Origin of the sequence: Ancylobacter sp. VNQ12 (assembly GCF_049445835.1) — a bacterium.
Classification (GTDB): Bacteria; Pseudomonadota; Alphaproteobacteria; order Rhizobiales; family Xanthobacteraceae; genus Ancylobacter.
This window is the reverse complement of record NZ_JBMSDU010000001.1, coordinates 87536-103259: the sequence shown is the minus strand read 5'-3', so window position 1 is coordinate 103259 and position 15724 is coordinate 87536. Positions and strand designations below refer to the sequence as shown.

The window sequence follows — 15724 nt, the reverse complement described above, 5'->3', positions numbered from 1 at the left end:
GGGGAGGCCATGCGGCGCGTCGCACTTCATCTCGGGTTGCTCCTGACCTGCGCCGTCATCCTCCTGCCCATCCTCTGGGTGGTCCGCACCAGCTTCCTGCCGGAGCCGCTGTCCTATTCGCCGGAACTGATGCCGGCCGCGACGCTCGACAATTACGTCGCGCTGTTCACCTCGACCCGCTACGGCCAGTCCTATCTCAACAGCCTGATCGTCGCCTTCGGCTCGGTCGTGGTCGCCCTGCCCTTCGCGGCGATGACCGGCTACGCCTTCGCCCGCTTCAAGACCGGCGGCAAGGCCGGGCGCTTCGCGGTGCTCGCGACGCAGATGCTGCCGCCGGTGGCGATCGTGCTGCCCGCCTTCGCGCTACTGCGCACCGTCGGACTCACCAATTCGCTGACCGGCCTCGTCATCGTCTACGCGGCGGTGAACCTGCCCTTCCTCATCTGGATCCTGATGGGCTTCTTCGAGGGCATTCCGGTCGATCTCGAATGGGCGGCGCAGACCGATGGCGCCACCGCCTGGGGCGCCTTCTGGCGGATCGTGCTGCCGGTCTCGCTGCCCGGCATCGCGGCGGCCGGCGTGCTCGGCTTCATCCTTACCTGGAACGAGTTCCTGTTCGCGCTGGTGCTGAGCGGTCCGCAGACCGCGACGGTGCCGGTGGCGCTGGCCTCGCTCCAGACCTCGAACGGCGTGCAGATCGCCAAGGTTTCCGCCGGCGTGGTGCTCGCCGTGCTGCCGCTGGTGATCGCCTCCCGCTTCATTCAGCGCTTCATCGTCCAGGGGCTGACCTTCGGCAGCGTGAAGTGACGGTTCTTTCTGCCGCGCCCGCCCGGGCGTGCGCCAACAAGGCGGGCGAAGCCCGCACCAGAGGAACAGGAGAACGAGATGCAGTTGAAGCGTAGCCTCAAGGCGGCCCTGCTCGGCGCCACGTTGCTGGCGGCGTCCGGCGCGGCCCACGCCCAGAACGTCACGCTGCGCGCCCTCATGGAGGACGTGCCGGAAACCCAGATCATTGAGAAGCTGCTGCCGGAATTCGAGAAGGAGACCGGCATCAAGGTCGAGTTCGAGAAGATCGGCTATGGCGACATGCACGACAAGCTGGTCGCCCAGCTCGTCTCGCCGGAGAGCTATTACAACGTGCTGGAGGTCGACTTCCTCTGGGCCGGCGAATTCCCCACCGCCGGCTGGCTGGAGGATCTGAACCCTTACATCGCCAAGTCCGGCTTCGACCTGAAGCCCTTCATCCCGTCCATGCTGGAGTTGCTGGGCCAGACAAAGGAAGCGACACCGATCCTGCCCATGTACAACTACTCCATGGGCCTGATCTACCGCACCGACCTGCTGGGCGACCCCAAGATCAAGGCCGACTACAAGGCCAAGACCGGCAAGGAGCTGGCCCTGCCGAAGACGCTCGCCGAGTATGTGGAACTGTCCAAGTTCTTCAAGGCGGGTGGCAGCGTCGTCGGCGCCGCCATGCAGGCGCAGCGTGGCGACCCGAACGCCATGGAGTTCTCCAACTACCTGTTCTCGTCCGGCGGCGCCTATCTCGATGCCGGCCGCAAGGTCGTGCTGAACAGCCCCGAGGGGCTGGCCGCGCTCAAGCTCTACGCCGACAACGTGCAGAACGGCGCCCAGCAGGGCGCACTGTCGGCCACGCTCGACGACACGATGCGGCTGATGTGCGCCGGCAAGGCGTTCAGCATGGTCACCTATTGGTGGATGCTGCCGCAGCTCGACAACAAGGAGAAGTGCCCGGAAGTCGCCGGCAGGCTGGCGCTGTCGGTCATGCCGGGCGGTCATGGTGAAAGCGGCGGCTGGGGCTGGGGCATCCCGAAGAACACTTCCGATGAATCCAAGGCCGCGGCCTGGAAGTTCATCGAATGGGTGCAGGGCAAGAAGATCTCCGTCGCCCGCGCGATGGAAGGCCATGCACCGGTGCGCTCGGACGTGTTCGCGGACGAGGCGGTGCTGAAGAAGTACCCCTTCTACAAGACCGGCCTCGACGTCGTCGCCTCCGGCAAGTCCTTCCCGATCTTCGCCTATTCCGCGCAGTACGAGGATGTTCTGGGCGCGCAGCTCTCGCTGGCGGCCGGCGGCCAGGCCAAGCCCGAGGAGGCGCTGAAGGCGGCGGCCGACGGCCTGACCCAGCTCCTCGCCAAGTGATCGCTTTGGCGGGCGCTTCTCCGGAAGTGCCCGCCGACCGGCGCGCCGGCCACCCCCTCGGCTCGGCGCGCCGGCTTTTCTGGCCCTGACGAAACGGAAAGACGAGTATGCGCGTTCCCGCATTCGCGGACCGGGATTGGCGGACCGGCTGGGCCTTTGCGGCACCGGGACTGCTGACGCTCGCCATCGTCATGGGCTTCCCGCTGGTTTATGCGGGGCTCATCTCGCTGTCCTCGCTGACGCTGCTCAAGCCGATGCTTCAGCCCTTCGTCGGGCTGAACAACTTCGCCACGGTCATGGCCGATCCGCTGTTCTGGGGCGCGCTGTGGCTGACTGTTAAATACTCGCTCGTCACCGTCGCCGGCGAGTTCGTCATCGGGCTCGGCATCGCGCTGATGCTCAACCGCACGGTGACGATGAAGCCGGTCTATTTCGCCGTGCTGACCATACCCATGGCGATGTCGCCGGTCAGCGTGGCGCTGATCTGGCGCATGCTGCTGCAGCCCAATCTCGGCATCGCCAACCAGGTGCTGGAGAGCCTCGGCCTGCCGCGTATCGACTGGCTGGGCAATGCCGACCTGGCGCTGTGGACGATGGCGGCCATCGACATCTGGCAGCAGACCTCCTTCGTCGTGCTGATCCTCGCCGCCGGCCTCGCCTCGCTGCCGCGCGACCCCTATGAGGCGGCGGAGGTGGACGGCGCCTCGCCGCTCCAGCAGTTCTGGTACATCACCCTGCCGATGCTGCGCCCCGTGGCGATGATCGCGGTGATCATCCAGCTCATCAACGAGTTCCGCACCTACGACCTGCCCTACATCCTCACCAAGGGCGGGCCGGGCAACGCCACCGAGGTGCTGAGCTTCTTCGCCTATCGCCGCGCCTTCCTCGGCCTCTCGCTCAACGAGGGCGCTGCCGCGGCCTTCGTGCTGCTGCTGATCGTGCTGGGCCTCACCGTCCTGTTCTTCGCCACGCTGGAGCGCCGCCGCTAGCCCCACCGCCTAGCGGGCGGCCGAGGCCGAATAACCTTGCGCATTCATCATCACGGAGGTGCAGCGGGATACTTGCGTGCGAATCTCCATGGATGGTCGCAGCCGGTAGCTGGACGACATGTTTGTCGATCGAGCGGGGAGCGGCAGGTGGATTCCCGTCCGTCACCGCGCGCGCCTCGCTCGCCCCTCGGCGGCAGAACGCCGGAGGAGGGTCAAACGGCTTGTAACGCCATCGACATCGCGGCGTGACGGCACCTGAACCAAGTTTAGCAAAGCCGCCATCAGCCCGACACGACAGAACCACCTCAGCGGCCAGCCTCTGCAATGTCGGCGCGGCCAATCTGCCCCGATATTCTCTGATATTTCTCTAAAAACCGACGAATGGATTACTCAACGTCTTCCATTTTCCCCAGGTTCGACCATGGATCGTCACCTCTGCGGAACTTCGCCACCATATTTTTGCATCCCTTGTTGGGAATGAAAACCTGGAAACTTGGGTCGGTCGATCTGCTGACCAGCTGACCATTGCAACCGCCAACAGACGATGCTTCGACGGTGTCAAAAACCTTTGCGACTCTTCCGCTTGGATATCGCTCGCTCCAGCGGTTCAGGTCGTCGCGCGACCAGGTTCTCAAGCCAGGCTCCGGCTCGAAATTGTACATCCACGTGAAATAGCGGACCAGACTGTCGGCGCCCATGACATCGGCCGGTTCCGGGCGGTAGTTCGGTGTCGGCCTCGTGGTACCTGGCAACTGGGCCATGGGGCCGGCAATATCCCCCACCCCCGGAGAATCTGTTTCAAGGACGCACATAGAGGCGGGATCGGGATCCGAGCAAGATGCCCCGGTTGCCTCGCACTGTTGCGTAGCGGACTCAAGATCCGGACCGGTGCCCAGGTAAGCGCGGCCGCTCGCGTCATGACCCGATACCGCGTAGATGCAACCGCGTCTCCAACTCTTCAGGAAGGTGCAGGCGAACCCCTCGGCGCGACAGTTTTCCATGACCTTGGATTCGGCCCGGCCCTTCGTGGGCGCGCGACCGAGATAAGCATAAACCCACTCCGAGTTGCTTCCCGTCGCAAGCGCGATCCAAGACTCCTCGGCCATGACCGCGCACGAAGTCGAAAGGGCCGCAATTACTCCCAACAGGATGGATCTCATCCGCGCCCCCACTATTCCGACCTTGATCAGCGCACCAATACCTTACGTTAGTTCAAGACCTCGATGATGTGTAGCTTGACAGGCCGGCGCGCCTCCGGATTGCGGCGGGGCCGTGCCAGGGCTTCCTCTGCTCCCCGCTGACGAGCGCCCTCGGGGAGGCCGCCGACGGAGCGGTCTGCATGCCCCATGGTTTTCGGGCTCAACTCCTGAAGCTGCCGCGCGGGTCATTCGCGCCCCGCTCATCCCGCCAGGTCTGCCGCGCTCGGCGGCATCGATCCCGAACGGACGGATGCGTTGGCCGGCGATCTCGAGCAGGCCCCGTCGATGAGGGTGGCTCGCCCCTGGATCGGCCAGACGTCAACTGCGTGACAAAAGGCCAAAAGGCCGACGCAAGGCGATGTTCCGCCCAGCCCGCACGCCGACGCGAGCGACCGCTTCACGACAACCCGCCTCAGCCGGGGCTCGCTTGACATTATGCTATGTAGCATTTAGCGTTCACTATATACTGAAAATCAGTGCAATTCGCCACCCGTACGCCCCTTCGGGCATCGTTGAAGGCGAAGCCAGAGATGGAACAATGAGGGGCCGATGAGCGCTGCTGCCACGCATCCGCACGACCGGACGTCTTCGCCGTCGCAAACCGGGCCATTGCTGGAAGTGTCCGGCGTCACGCTCCAGTACAAGACCCGCGATCTGCTCGTCACGGCCACCCGCGACGTCAGCTTCGAAGTCTATCCGGCTGACCGTTTCGTGCTGCTCGGCCCGTCCGGCTGCGGCAAATCCAGCTTGTTGAAAGGTGTCGCCGGCTTTCTGAAACCGGTGGCCGGCCTCATGCGACTGAACGGCCAGATGATCACCGACGCCGGCCCCGACCGCATGATGGTGTTCCAGGATTTCGACCAGCTGATGCCCTGGAAGACCGTGCTGGAGAACGTGATGTTTCCCATTCTGGTGAGCCGTCGCTTTCCCCGGGCCGTGGCCCGTGAGCGCGCTCTGGCCAGCATTTCGAAGGTCAAGCTCAGCAAGTTCGCGGACGCCTATCCGCACATGCTCTCCGGCGGCATGAAGCAGCGTGTGGCGATCGCCCGCGCCATGGCCATGGAACCCGCCATCCTCCTGATGGACGAGCCCTTCGCCGCCCTCGATGCCCTGACGCGCCGCCAGATGCAGGATGAACTGCTGCAACTGTGGGACGACATCCGCTTCACCGTCCTCTTCGTCACCCACTCCATCGAGGAGGCGATCGTGGTCGGCTCGCGGATACTCGTGCTCTCCCCCCATCCCGGCCAGGTGAAGGCGGAACTGAACGCCCACCAGTACGGGCACGACCACCTGGGAGGGAGCGACTTCATGGCCCTGGCCCAGAGGATCAACACCATGCTTTTCGCCGAGGGCCACCATGGCTGAGATGTCGCCTTTGCCGGCCGCCCGGCTTTCTCCCCCCATCCGTCCGGAATTCGAGCGTGCGACGCCGCGCGTGAGCGATGCGGGCGAGATCGAGCGTCCGCTCTCGCTCTGGGAGCACCTCGCCAACATGGAGGGTGTCCGGCGCGGGGCGATCGTTGTCGCGCTGATGGTGGCATGGCAGCTCTATGCCATATGGCTCTCCAACCCGCTGATGTTCCCCACGCTCACGGACACCCTGCGCGCCTTGTGGGACGGCCTCATCCACGGCGTCCTGCTCCAGCGCATCGGCGCCACTCTCCAGGTGCTCATGACGGGATATACGATCGGCATTGCCCTCGCGGCGGTGCTGACGACCTTCGCCGTCTCCTCGCGACTGGGCGCCGACCTTCTGGCGACCCTCACCGCCATGTTCAACCCGCTGCCCGCCATCGCCCTCCTGCCGCTGGCGCTCCTGTGGTTCGGACTCGGCGTGCCCAGCCTCGTCTTCGTCATTGTGCATTCGGTGCTATGGGCCGTGGCCCTCAACACGCTGACGGGTTTCCTGGGCGTGTCCGAGACCCAGCGGCTGGCCGGTCAGAACTATGGCCTGCGCGGCGTGCGCTACGTGGCGCTGATCCTGATCCCGGCCGCCTTTCCCTCGATCCTGTCGGGACTGAAGATCGGCTGGGCCTTCGCCTGGCGCACGCTGATCGCGGCGGAACTGGTGTTCGGCGTGTCCTCCCGATCCGGCGGCCTCGGCTGGTTCCTGTTCGAGAAGCGCAACCAGCTGGAAACCGATCAGGTCTTCGCTGGACTGACCTGCGTCATCATCATCGGCCTTCTGGTGGAAGGGTTGATCTTCCGCACCATCGAGGCACGCACCATCCGCCGCTGGGGCATGAGCCGCGGCTGACTTCGCCCTGCACGCACAACCCAAGGAAAAGAGCAGTCCCATGCGTATTCGCCTTCTCGGCACGGGCACGCCCACGCCCTCCCTGCGCCGCGGCTCCTCCGGCTATGTGATCGAGACCGGCAGTGACGTGATCGTCATGGATCACGGATTCGGCGCCCATCATCGCCTGCTGGAGCTGGGCATCCCCGCGACCAGGGTGACCCACCTCTTCTTCTCCCACCTGCATTATGACCATTGCGGCGACTATGGCCGCCTGCTTCTGACCCGCTGGGACCAGGGCGCCGACCGAATCCCCGAGTTGAAGGTCTTCGGGCCCGCTCCCATCGCCGAGATCACCGAGCGCCTGTTCGGGGTGGATGGCGTCTACAACGCAGACTTGGTGGCGCGCACCTCCCATGGTTCAAGCCTCGACCTGTTCAAGGCGCGCGGCGGCACGCTGCCGCGGCCACGCCCCGCCCCGCAGGTCACCACCCTGTCGCCGGGTGACGTCGTCCAGGGCGACGGCTGGATGCTGGAGACGACCCAGGTGAACCACTTCCAGCCTTTCCTCATCACCCTCGGCTTCCGCCTGACGACCTCCGAGGGCGTCTTCGTCTATTCCGGCGACAGCGGCCCGGCGGAGAGCATGCATGTGCTGGCCAAGGACTGCGACGTCCTGGTGCACATGTGCCATTACCTCTCTGGCACCAACTACAGTCCTGATTTTTCGCACAGCTGTATGGGGCACATGGAACTCGCCGAGCTGGCGCGCGATGCCAGGGTGAAGAATCTTGTTCTCACCCACATCACCGAACAGTTCGACCGGCCCGGCCTGCGGGAGCGGGTGGTCGCCGACATCTCGCGCGTCTATGGCGGCAACATCTTCTTCGGCGAAGACCTCATGGAGATTCCGCTCCATGGCCCCCAGAGCGACCGCCTGCTCTGACGGGTTTCGGCGATCACCCGATCGCATCCGATGCATTGAAAAAGCGAACGCGACAGCCAGCCAGCTGGCGTCGCGTTTCATCGATCGCAAAACGAGACGCCGAACCGGCGCAGAACCTTCCAGACAAAAGGGAATCCAGATGGAACAACTTGCCCGGCTGGCCGGATTAGCCGTCGCTCTTGTCACCGCCTTCAGTCCGCACCTCGCCCGGCCCGCCCAGGCGGCCGAGGTGCGCATCGTGAGCGGCCTCGGACTGTGCTACCTGCCCATGATCATCGCCACGGAAAACAGGCTGATTGAAAAGCACGCGGCCGCCCTCGGGGTACCCGACGTCAAGGTCGCCTACACCCAGCTGACGAGCGGCCCGGCCATCACCGATGCGTTGATCTCCGGCAATGCCGACATCGCCATGGCGGGCACGTCGGTGATGCTGAATTTGTGGGACAAGACGGTGAAGTTCGCCCCCGTGAAGGGGATGATGGCGATCTGCGATTCCCCGATCTATTTCAACACCATCGACCCTGCGATCACCTCCATCAAGGACTTCAAGCCCACCGACCGGATCGCCATGGCCTCCGGCAAGGGCACGCAGCATGCGCTGATCCTGGAGATGGCGACCGCCCAGGCGTTCGGCTTCGACCAGCGCAACAAGTTCGAGACGCTGGCCATCACAATGTCCCATCCCGACGGGGTCGCGGCGCTGCTTTCGGGCGGGGCGGGCGCCAAGACGCACGTGACCACGGTGCCCTTCATCCAGATGGAGCTCGCCAAGCCGGGGGTGCGCACCGTCCTCAACTCCTATGACGTCACGGGTGGACCCAGCACGCTGATCACCGCATATGCCAACGAGAAATGGCGGACCGAAAATCCCAAGCTCTACGACGCCACCTATGCCGCGCTGACCGAAGCGATGACGCTCATCGCCGCCGACAAGACCGCGGCGGCGCAGGCATTCAAGCGGTTCGACACCTCGAAGCTGTCGGTGGCCGAGATTGTGGCGATCCTCAATGATCCAAACATGATGACCTTCTCGCCGATGCCCCGGAAGGTGATGGTCTTCGCACAATATATGCACAAGACCGGCCTGCTGAAGAACTTGCCGGCCTCCTGGAAGGACGTTTTCTTCAGCAACGTCCATGATCTGCCTGGCGACTGACCGCTCATGGTGGACATCGCGCACGCCGCACGTCGGCGCCTTGTCTCCTCGTGGGAATGTCAGTACCACCGCCCTCTCACTTGCGTTCGGAATCTGCCATGACAAAGCCTCGGGTTCCGCGTGCGACGCGCGATAAGGCAGATGCCGAGACCAGGGTTCCGGCGTCCCAGGCGGGATACGACTTCTGGCGCCGCTTTGCGCCGAAGGACCCCGGCCAGTCCCCGAAATACCTCCAGCTGAGGGATGCGGTGCTGGCGGGAATCCGCGAAGGATTCTGGAGCCTTGGCGATCGCCTGCCGCCGGAGAAGGATCTGGCCCTGGCCACCGGCCTCAGCCTCGGCACGGTGCAGAAGGCCTATCGCGAACTGGTGCAGGACGGGGCGGTGGATCGTCGCCAGGGGCGGGCCGGAAGCTTCGTCAATCGCGAGCCGCGCCAGGTGGATACCGTCTGGCACTTCCTGTTCAGCGACGAGCGGCGCGAGAACTTCTTCCCTGTCTTCCCCCAGGTGGACCGCATCCACCGGCACAGCAGCCGCGGCTCCTGGAACATGCACATGCAATGGGTGGAAGACGACGTGGTACAGATCGACCGCATCGTCGATATCGGCCATGAATTCCTAGTCTATAGCCAGTTTATCATCGATGCGCGCGTTTATGACCAGGCGCGCAAGGATAAGACGATGCCACTCGAAGGCGTCAACCTGCGGCGTGAGCTCAACCTCAATGTCCAGCGCATGACGTATGATATCCGTATAGAACCGCTGCCGCGGGACATCTGCTCCAAGATCGGCGTAGCGGCCAAGACGATTGGCATGGTGGTGGAGATCTTCAGCTCGGCGAGTCCGGCCAGTCACGGCTCTTTCCAGCGGATCTTCGTTCCGCGCACGCAATTTTTCATGCGCATCGACAGCCAGGCGCCTCGGTCCGCCTGAAGACCTGCTTATGGACACGTCGTCCGCACTCTCCTGCGGGTGGACGCTTCGAGCCGTTGTTCAGTCCCACCGGACAGGAACTGAAGATTCTGATCGATCTTCAATAGAATTCCCACACGAAGCCGGTGGCCCGGCGGGTGGTGAGAGGTGAGCTTGAATTCGGCGGCGCAGGGCAGAAGACGCCCTCTCCAGACGCAGAGGCCCACCGTCGAAGGCATATTGGCGGCGCGGCGAGGATGGCGGACATTGCTACGCTCCACCGCGCTCCGGCGCCAGCGGCGCGGGGTTTCGCCGGGCGTCTCCTTCAGTCTGCGAAGAGCCGCGCATCGGCCGCTTCCCAGCTCAGCCGCACGCGCTCGCCGACGATCGGGTCATGCGCCATCGGCGCGCCGGCGGGAAGCCGGACATTGACCTGCGCACCCCAATCGGTCGTCACCGCGAAGTGGAACGTCTCGCCGATGAAGGTCGCATCGGACAGGGTGGCGTCGATGCCCGGACCGGCCGCCGGCATCGGGGCGGCAAGCTGTAGCCGGTCGGGCCGGATCATCAGCCGCGCGGCGGTGCCGGACGAAGCCGCTGCGTGCAGCGGGGTGTCCGCGAAGCTGCTGCCGTCGGGAAAGACGATGTCGGCGCGCGTGTCCCGTCGGGCGGCGATGGTGCAGTCGAGGAAGTTGGAATGGCCGACGAAACCGGCCACGAAGCGGGTGCACGGCTCGTCATAGAGCTCGCGCCCCTTGCCGACCTGCTCGATGCGACCATGATTGAACAGCGCCACCCGGTCGGACAGGCTCAGCGCCTCCTCCTGGTCGTGCGTGACATAGAGGATGGTCACGCCGGTCTCGCGATGGATGCGGCGGATCTCGGTCTGGATCTCCTCGCGCAACTTCTTGTCGAGCGCCGAGAGCGGCTCGTCCATCAAGAGCAGAGGCGGATCGTAGGCGAGCGCGCGGGCGAGCGCGACGCGCTGCTGCTGACCGCCGGAGAGCTGGGCCGGCATGCGGTCGGCGAAGCGCTCCAGCCGCACCAGCGCCAGCATCTCCTCGACCTTGCGGCCGACCTCCGCGCCGGACCGCCGCCGCACGCGCAAGGGGAAGGCGACGTTCTCGGCGACGCTGAGATGGGGGAACAGCGTGTAGCGCTGGAACACCATGCCGATGTTCCGCCTGTTCGAGGGCTCGGCGAGGATGCTGCGCCCGTCAATGCGGATGTCGCCGCCCGTCGGCTCGAAGAAACCGGCGATCATGTAGAGCGTCGTACTTTTCCCCGAACCGGATGGGCCGAGGAAGGTCATGAACTCGCCCCGGGCGATCTCCAGCGAAACGTCGGAGACGGCGGCGACATTGCCGAAGCTCTTGGACACGCCATGGATGTCGAGGAAGGTCATGAGCGGGCGTCCTTGCGCAGGAGGGCGGCGAGCGCCATGAGGGCGGCGGTCAGGGCGATGAGGACCGTCGAGACGGCGGCGATGACCGGCGACAGGTCCTGCCGCAGCGTGCCGAAGATGCGCACTGGCAGGGTCTGGAGGTCCGGGCTCGCCATGAAGATGGCGATGACCACCTCGTCCCAGGAGGCGAGGAAGGAGAAGATCGCCGCGCTGATCAGCCCGAGGCGGATGCCGGGCAGGGTGACGCGGATCTTGGCTTCCAGCGGGCTGGCGCCGCAGACGATGGCGGCGGTCTCGATATCCCGGTCGAAGCGCTCCAGCGCGTTGGAGATGGCGATGATCGAAAAGGGCAGCGCGATGACGAGATGCGCCAGCACGAAGCCGACGAAGGTGCCGTTGAGATGGAGGCGCAGGAAGAAGGCGTAGAGCGCCACCGCCAGCACCACCACCGGCAGGATCATCGGGGTGAGGAACAGCGCCCGCAGCGCCTCGCGGCCGCGGAAGGTGCCGCGGGTGAGGCCGAAGGAGGCCATCAGCCCGATCAGCACCGACAGCACGGTGACGACGGCGGCGATCTGGAAGCTGGTGAGGAAGGAGGCGATCCATTCCGGATCGTCGAACAGCTCCTCATACCAGCGCAGCGTCCAGCCGGGCGGCGGGAATTGCAGCCATTGCGAGGAGCCGAAGGACAGCGCGACGATGAGCAGGATCGGCAGCAGCAGGTAGGCGCCGACCAGCAGCGCGATGAGGGCGAGGGCAATGCGCCAGCCGCCGAGGCGGGAGAAATCGAGCAGCATGGGTCAGCTCCTCGCCTGTCCGAAGCCGAAGAAGCGCAGCTGCACCAGATAGATGGCGAGCGTGATCGTCAGCAGGATCAGCGCCGCCGCCCCCGCCAGCCCCCAGTCGAGCAGCGACTGCACGAGCTGGGCGATCAGCTCCGCCAGCATCATGTTGGAGGTGCCGCCCAGCAGCGCCGGGGTGATGAAATAGCCGAGCGACATGACGAACACCATCAGCGCGCCGGCGGCGATGCCGGAGGCGGTGAGCGGCAGCATCACCCGCGTGAGGGCCTGCCAGCGGCTCGCCCCGCACAGCGCCGCCGCCTGGAACACCGAAGGGTCGATGGAGCGGATGGTCGCGTGCAGCGGCAGGATCATGAAGGGCAGCATGATGTAGGTCATGCCGATGGTGACGCCGACGAGGTTGTTGATGAGCGGCAGCGGCTCGGCGATGAGCCCGAGATTCATCAGCGTGCGGTTGATCACGCCGGTGCGCTGGAGCAGCACCATCCAGGCATAGGTGCGCGCCAGCAGGTTGGTCCACATCGACAGGATGACGATGGCGAACAGCAGCCGCGACCAGAAGCTCGGCGCGATGGCGAGGAACCACGCGACGGGAAAGCCCAGCAGCACGGTCGCCACCGTCACCGTGCCGGCGACCAGGAAGGTGTTGCCGAGCACCTTCAGATAGGTCGTCGAGGCGAAGAAGGCCGCATAGTTCTGCAGCCCCGGCTGCGGCTCCAGCACGCTGCGCAGCAGCAGGGCGAGCACCGGCAGCACGAAGACGAACAGCACCAGCGCCAGTGCCGGCGTCACCGGCGCGAAGCCGCGCGAGGCCCGGCGTGAGGAGGCCGAAGGCGCGTGCGGGGCGGTGCTGGTCGTGGCGTCGATCACGGTCATGGGCGCTCGTCGAAAGGCTCGGCCGCGCCCGACCCTGGAGATCGGGCCGGGCGCGATGATGGGAACGGCCGTACCTCGGCGCGGACGCCACGTGTCACGGCTTCGGCCGGGCGGCAGAGCGCCTGGTCACTGCGCCTGCCAGGCGTACCAGCGCTTGCCGATCTCGTCGCGATGCGCGGCCCAATAGGCCATGTCGAGATTGATCTGCGAGGCGGTGTGCTTGTCCGGCAGGTTGGCGGCTACGTCCTTCGGCATCAGTGCCGTCGACTTGACGTTGACGGGCGCGTAGCCGCTGTCGGTGGCGAAGCTCGCCTGGCCCTCGGGGCTCGTGGCCTCGGCGAGGAACTTCATCGCCGCGTCCTTGTTCTTCGCGCCCTTCGGCACCACCAGCATGTCGGCGGCGGTCAGGTTCTGCTCCCAGGAGATGCCGACCTTGGTGCCTCCCTGCTCGAGCGCGAAGAGGCGGCCGTTCCAGAACTGGCCGATCGGCGCCTCGCCGGAGGCGAGCAACTGCTGCGACTGCGCGCCGGTGCTCCACCAGACGATGTCGGCCTTGATGGTGTCGAGCTTCTTGAAGGCGCGGTCGAGGTCGAGCGGATAGAGCTTGTCCGCCGGCACGCCGTCGGCGAGCAGGGCGATCTCCAGCACGCCGGGCGCCGACCATTTGTAGAAGGTGCGCTTGCCGGGGAAGCTCTTGGTGTCGAACACGTCCGCCCAGCTCTTCGGCGCCTTCTCGCCGAAGGTCGTCGGATTGAAGCCGAGCACGAAGGAATAATAGAAGCTGCCGACCGCGTGGTCGGTGACGAAGCGCGGGTCGAGATCGGCGCGCTTGACGATGTTGAAGTCGATTGGCTCGATCAGCCCGTCCTTCGCCGCAGCGGCGGCGAAGTCGGCCTCGACGTCCACGACGTCCCAGGCGACGTTGCCGCTCTCGACCATGGCTTTCAGCTTGCCGTAGTCGGTCGGCCCGTCCTGCTTCACGGCGATGCCGGTCTTCTTGGTGAAGGGCACGGCCCAGTCCTTCTTCTGGGCGTCCTGGGTCGTGCCGCCCCAGCTGGTGAAGACGATGGAGCCGGACTGGGCGAGGCCGAGGCCCGCACCGGCGACGAGCGCGCCGAGGGCCAGACCTCCGATCCAGCCGATCTTGGACTTGCGAAACATGTTATTCCCCTGTGGTTCTCTGGTTGTGTTCGGCACGCGGCGCTTTTCGCGCTCTGGTCACTTCAGCGGCGAGAACGGGGTCGGCAGGAGAATCTTGTTCTCCATCACCTCGATCAGCGCCTGGATCTTGGGAAGGAAGGCCAGCCACGCCGGGTCGGCGTTCAGCGCTGCGCGTCGGGTGGCGCGGTCGTCCAGGCTCTCATAGGCCCAGATGTGGACGATCTCGTTGAGCGGGCCGATGTCGCTGGAGAAGTAGCCGACGAGGTTGCCGAGATGGGCCTTCTGGATGGCGATGCCCTCCTCGGCGACCAGCTTCACATAGGCCGGCACGGTGCCTGTCTTCAGCCGGTAGGTGCGCATCTCGTACAGCATTGGCGGGCTTCCTCAGCGCATCACGAAGGGATCGGCGATCGGCTCGTCCGAGGTGCGGATCCAGACCGACTTGGTGCGGGTGTAGTCGCGGATGGAGTCCGCGCCGCCCTCGCGGCCGAGGCCGGACTGGCCGTAGCCGCCGAAGGGCACGATGGGCGAGACGGCGCGGTAGGTGTTCACCCAGACGATGCCGGCGCGCAGCCGGCGGATCAGCCGGTGGGCGCGGGTGAGGCTCGCGGTGAACACGCCGGAGGCGAGGCCGAAGGGGCTGTCATTGGCCTTGGCCACCGCCTCCGCCTCGTCCGTGAAGGCGATGACGCTCAGAACAGGGCCGAACAGCTCCTCGGCGGCACAGGGCACTTCGTTACCGGCGCAGGAAAGGATGGTCGGCTCGTAATAATGGCCGGTGGCGAAGTCCGCCGGACGGCGGCCTCCGGTGACGAGGCCGGCGCCGGCCGACAGGCTCTCCGCCACCACCCGCTCGATATGGGCGAGCTGGCGGGCGGTGGCGAGCGGGCCCATCTCGGTCGCCGGATCCTGCGGGTCGCCGATGCGGATGCGCTTCGCCTTGTCGACGAGGATGGCAAGCAGCCTGTCCCGGACTGAGGCTTCGACGAACAATCGCGAGCCGGCAACGCAGCTCTGGCCGGAGGCGGCGAAGATGCCGGCGACGATGGCGTTGGCGGCGCTTTCGAGGTCGGCATCGGCGAACACCAGCACCGGCGACTTGCCGCCGAGTTCCAGCGTCGTATAGGCGAGGTTTTCCGCCGTGTTGCGCACCACCTGGCGGGCGGTGGACGGACCGCCGGTGAAGGCGACGCGCGCGACGAGCGGATGGGCGGTCAGCGTGCGCCCGCATTCCTCGCCGAAACCGGTGAGGATGTTGACGACGCCGGCCGGGAAACCGGCCTCGTGCACCAGCCTGGCAAAGGCGAGCAGCGGTGCCGGACCCTCTTCAGAGGCCTTCAGCACCACCGTACAGCCGGCGGCGAGCGCCGGGCCGAGCTTCACCGCCGAGAGGAAGAGCTGCGAATTCCACGGCACCACGGCGGCGACGACGCCGATGGGCTCGCGGCGCAGATAGGCCTCCATGTCCGGCTTGTCGACCGGCAGGTGCGCGCCTTCGAGCTTGTCGGCGAGACCACCGAAATAGCGGTAGTAATCCGCGACATAGCCGATCTGGGCGCGGGTCTCGCGGATGATCTTGCCGGTGTCGCGGGTCTCCAGCTCGGCCAGCTCCTGCGCATGGGCGGCGACGAGATCGCCGAGCTTCATCAGCAGCTTGCCGCGCTGGGTGGCGGTGAGGTTCGCCCAGGCCGGATCGTCGAAGGCGCGGTGCGCGGCCTTCACCGCCCGGTCGACATCGGCGGCGGTGGCGGCCGGCATGCGCGCCCATGGCTTCCCGGTCGCCGGATCGAGGCTCTCGAAGCTGGCGCCGCCCGCGACGAACGCGCCGTCGATATAGAGCCGGAAGTCCTCGCGAAGCGCGTTCATCGGCGTCGTC

Annotated in this window: 15 protein-coding genes; 8 read left to right on the top strand and 7 right to left on the bottom strand. The window is 65.8% G+C overall.

The features are described 5' to 3' along the window. Positions 1–9 precede the first annotated feature (9 nt). From ACO2RV_RS00455 to ACO2RV_RS00445, 3 genes are all read left to right on the top strand, one after another. A complete protein-coding gene (locus ACO2RV_RS00455) occupies positions 10–807 on the top strand; it encodes a carbohydrate ABC transporter permease (protein ID WP_423288661.1) in 798 nt (265 codons plus the stop codon). A gap of 78 nt (positions 808–885) precedes the next feature. Further along, positions 886–2163 (top strand): extracellular solute-binding protein, encoded by a 1278-nt coding sequence (locus tag ACO2RV_RS00450; protein ID WP_423288659.1) that lies wholly within the window; start codon positions 886–888, stop codon positions 2161–2163. A gap of 107 nt (positions 2164–2270) precedes the next feature. Continuing rightward, positions 2271–3152 (top strand): carbohydrate ABC transporter permease, encoded by an 882-nt coding sequence (locus tag ACO2RV_RS00445; RefSeq protein WP_423288657.1) that lies wholly within the window; start codon positions 2271–2273, stop codon positions 3150–3152. A gap of 386 nt (positions 3153–3538) precedes the next feature. Here the strand turns inward: ACO2RV_RS00445 and ACO2RV_RS00440 are convergent, their stop codons facing one another. Further along, a complete protein-coding gene (locus tag ACO2RV_RS00440) occupies positions 3539–4258 on the bottom strand; it encodes a hypothetical protein (protein ID WP_423288655.1) in 720 nt (239 codons plus the stop codon). Positions 4259–4900: 642 nt separating this feature from the next. Between ACO2RV_RS00440 and ACO2RV_RS00435 the strand changes: the two genes are divergently transcribed. The 5 genes from ACO2RV_RS00435 to ACO2RV_RS00415 all read left to right on the top strand — a co-directional run bounded on the left by ACO2RV_RS00435 (position 4901) and on the right by ACO2RV_RS00415 (position 9624). Next, positions 4901–5719 (top strand): ABC transporter ATP-binding protein, encoded by an 819-nt coding sequence (locus ACO2RV_RS00435; RefSeq protein WP_423288653.1) that lies wholly within the window; start codon positions 4901–4903, stop codon positions 5717–5719. A 1-nt stretch (position 5720) separates the two neighbouring features. After that, positions 5721–6611: an ABC transporter permease gene (locus ACO2RV_RS00430; RefSeq protein ID WP_423289849.1), complete on the top strand. Its 891-nt coding sequence runs from the start codon at positions 5721–5723 to the stop codon at positions 6609–6611. 40 nt (positions 6612–6651) lie between these two features. Next, a complete protein-coding gene (locus tag ACO2RV_RS00425; RefSeq protein WP_423288651.1) occupies positions 6652–7536 on the top strand; it encodes an MBL fold metallo-hydrolase in 885 nt (294 codons plus the stop codon). After that, positions 7508–8692, top strand: coding sequence for an ABC transporter substrate-binding protein (locus ACO2RV_RS00420; protein WP_423288649.1), 1185 nt, complete (start codon positions 7508–7510; stop codon positions 8690–8692). Before ACO2RV_RS00425 ends, ACO2RV_RS00420 begins: the two co-directional genes overlap by 29 nt. A 98-nt stretch (positions 8693–8790) precedes the next feature. Beyond that, positions 8791–9624: a GntR family transcriptional regulator gene (locus ACO2RV_RS00415; RefSeq protein ID WP_423288647.1), complete on the top strand. Its 834-nt coding sequence runs from the start codon at positions 8791–8793 to the stop codon at positions 9622–9624. Between the two features lie 304 nt (positions 9625–9928). On the opposite strand, the gene ACO2RV_RS00410 is transcribed toward ACO2RV_RS00415, so the two are convergent. The 6 genes from ACO2RV_RS00410 to ACO2RV_RS00385 all read right to left on the bottom strand — a co-directional run bounded on the left by ACO2RV_RS00410 (position 9929) and on the right by ACO2RV_RS00385 (position 15714). Then, the gene (locus ACO2RV_RS00410) at positions 9929–11008 is read right to left on the bottom strand and encodes an ABC transporter ATP-binding protein (protein WP_423288645.1); all 1080 of its coding nucleotides are present in this window, start codon (positions 11006–11008) and stop codon (positions 9929–9931) included. Then, positions 11005–11805 (bottom strand): ABC transporter permease, encoded by an 801-nt coding sequence (locus ACO2RV_RS00405; RefSeq protein ID WP_423288643.1) that lies wholly within the window; start codon positions 11803–11805, stop codon positions 11005–11007. Before ACO2RV_RS00405 ends, ACO2RV_RS00410 begins: the two co-directional genes overlap by 4 nt. A 3-nt stretch (positions 11806–11808) precedes the next feature. Further along, complete coding sequence (locus ACO2RV_RS00400) at positions 11809–12687, bottom strand: ABC transporter permease (RefSeq protein ID WP_423288641.1); 879 nt, start codon at positions 12685–12687, stop codon at positions 11809–11811. 126 nt (positions 12688–12813) lie between these two features. Then, positions 12814–13848, bottom strand: a complete 1035-nt coding sequence (locus ACO2RV_RS00395; protein ID WP_423288639.1) for an ABC transporter substrate-binding protein — start codon at positions 13846–13848, stop codon at positions 12814–12816. Between the two features lie 57 nt (positions 13849–13905). Further along, positions 13906–14220, bottom strand: a complete 315-nt coding sequence (locus ACO2RV_RS00390; RefSeq protein ID WP_423288637.1) for an NIPSNAP family protein — start codon at positions 14218–14220, stop codon at positions 13906–13908. Positions 14221–14232: 12 nt separating this feature from the next. Then, positions 14233–15714, bottom strand: a complete 1482-nt coding sequence (locus ACO2RV_RS00385; protein WP_423288635.1) for an aldehyde dehydrogenase — start codon at positions 15712–15714, stop codon at positions 14233–14235. Positions 15715–15724: the final 10 nt, after the last annotated feature.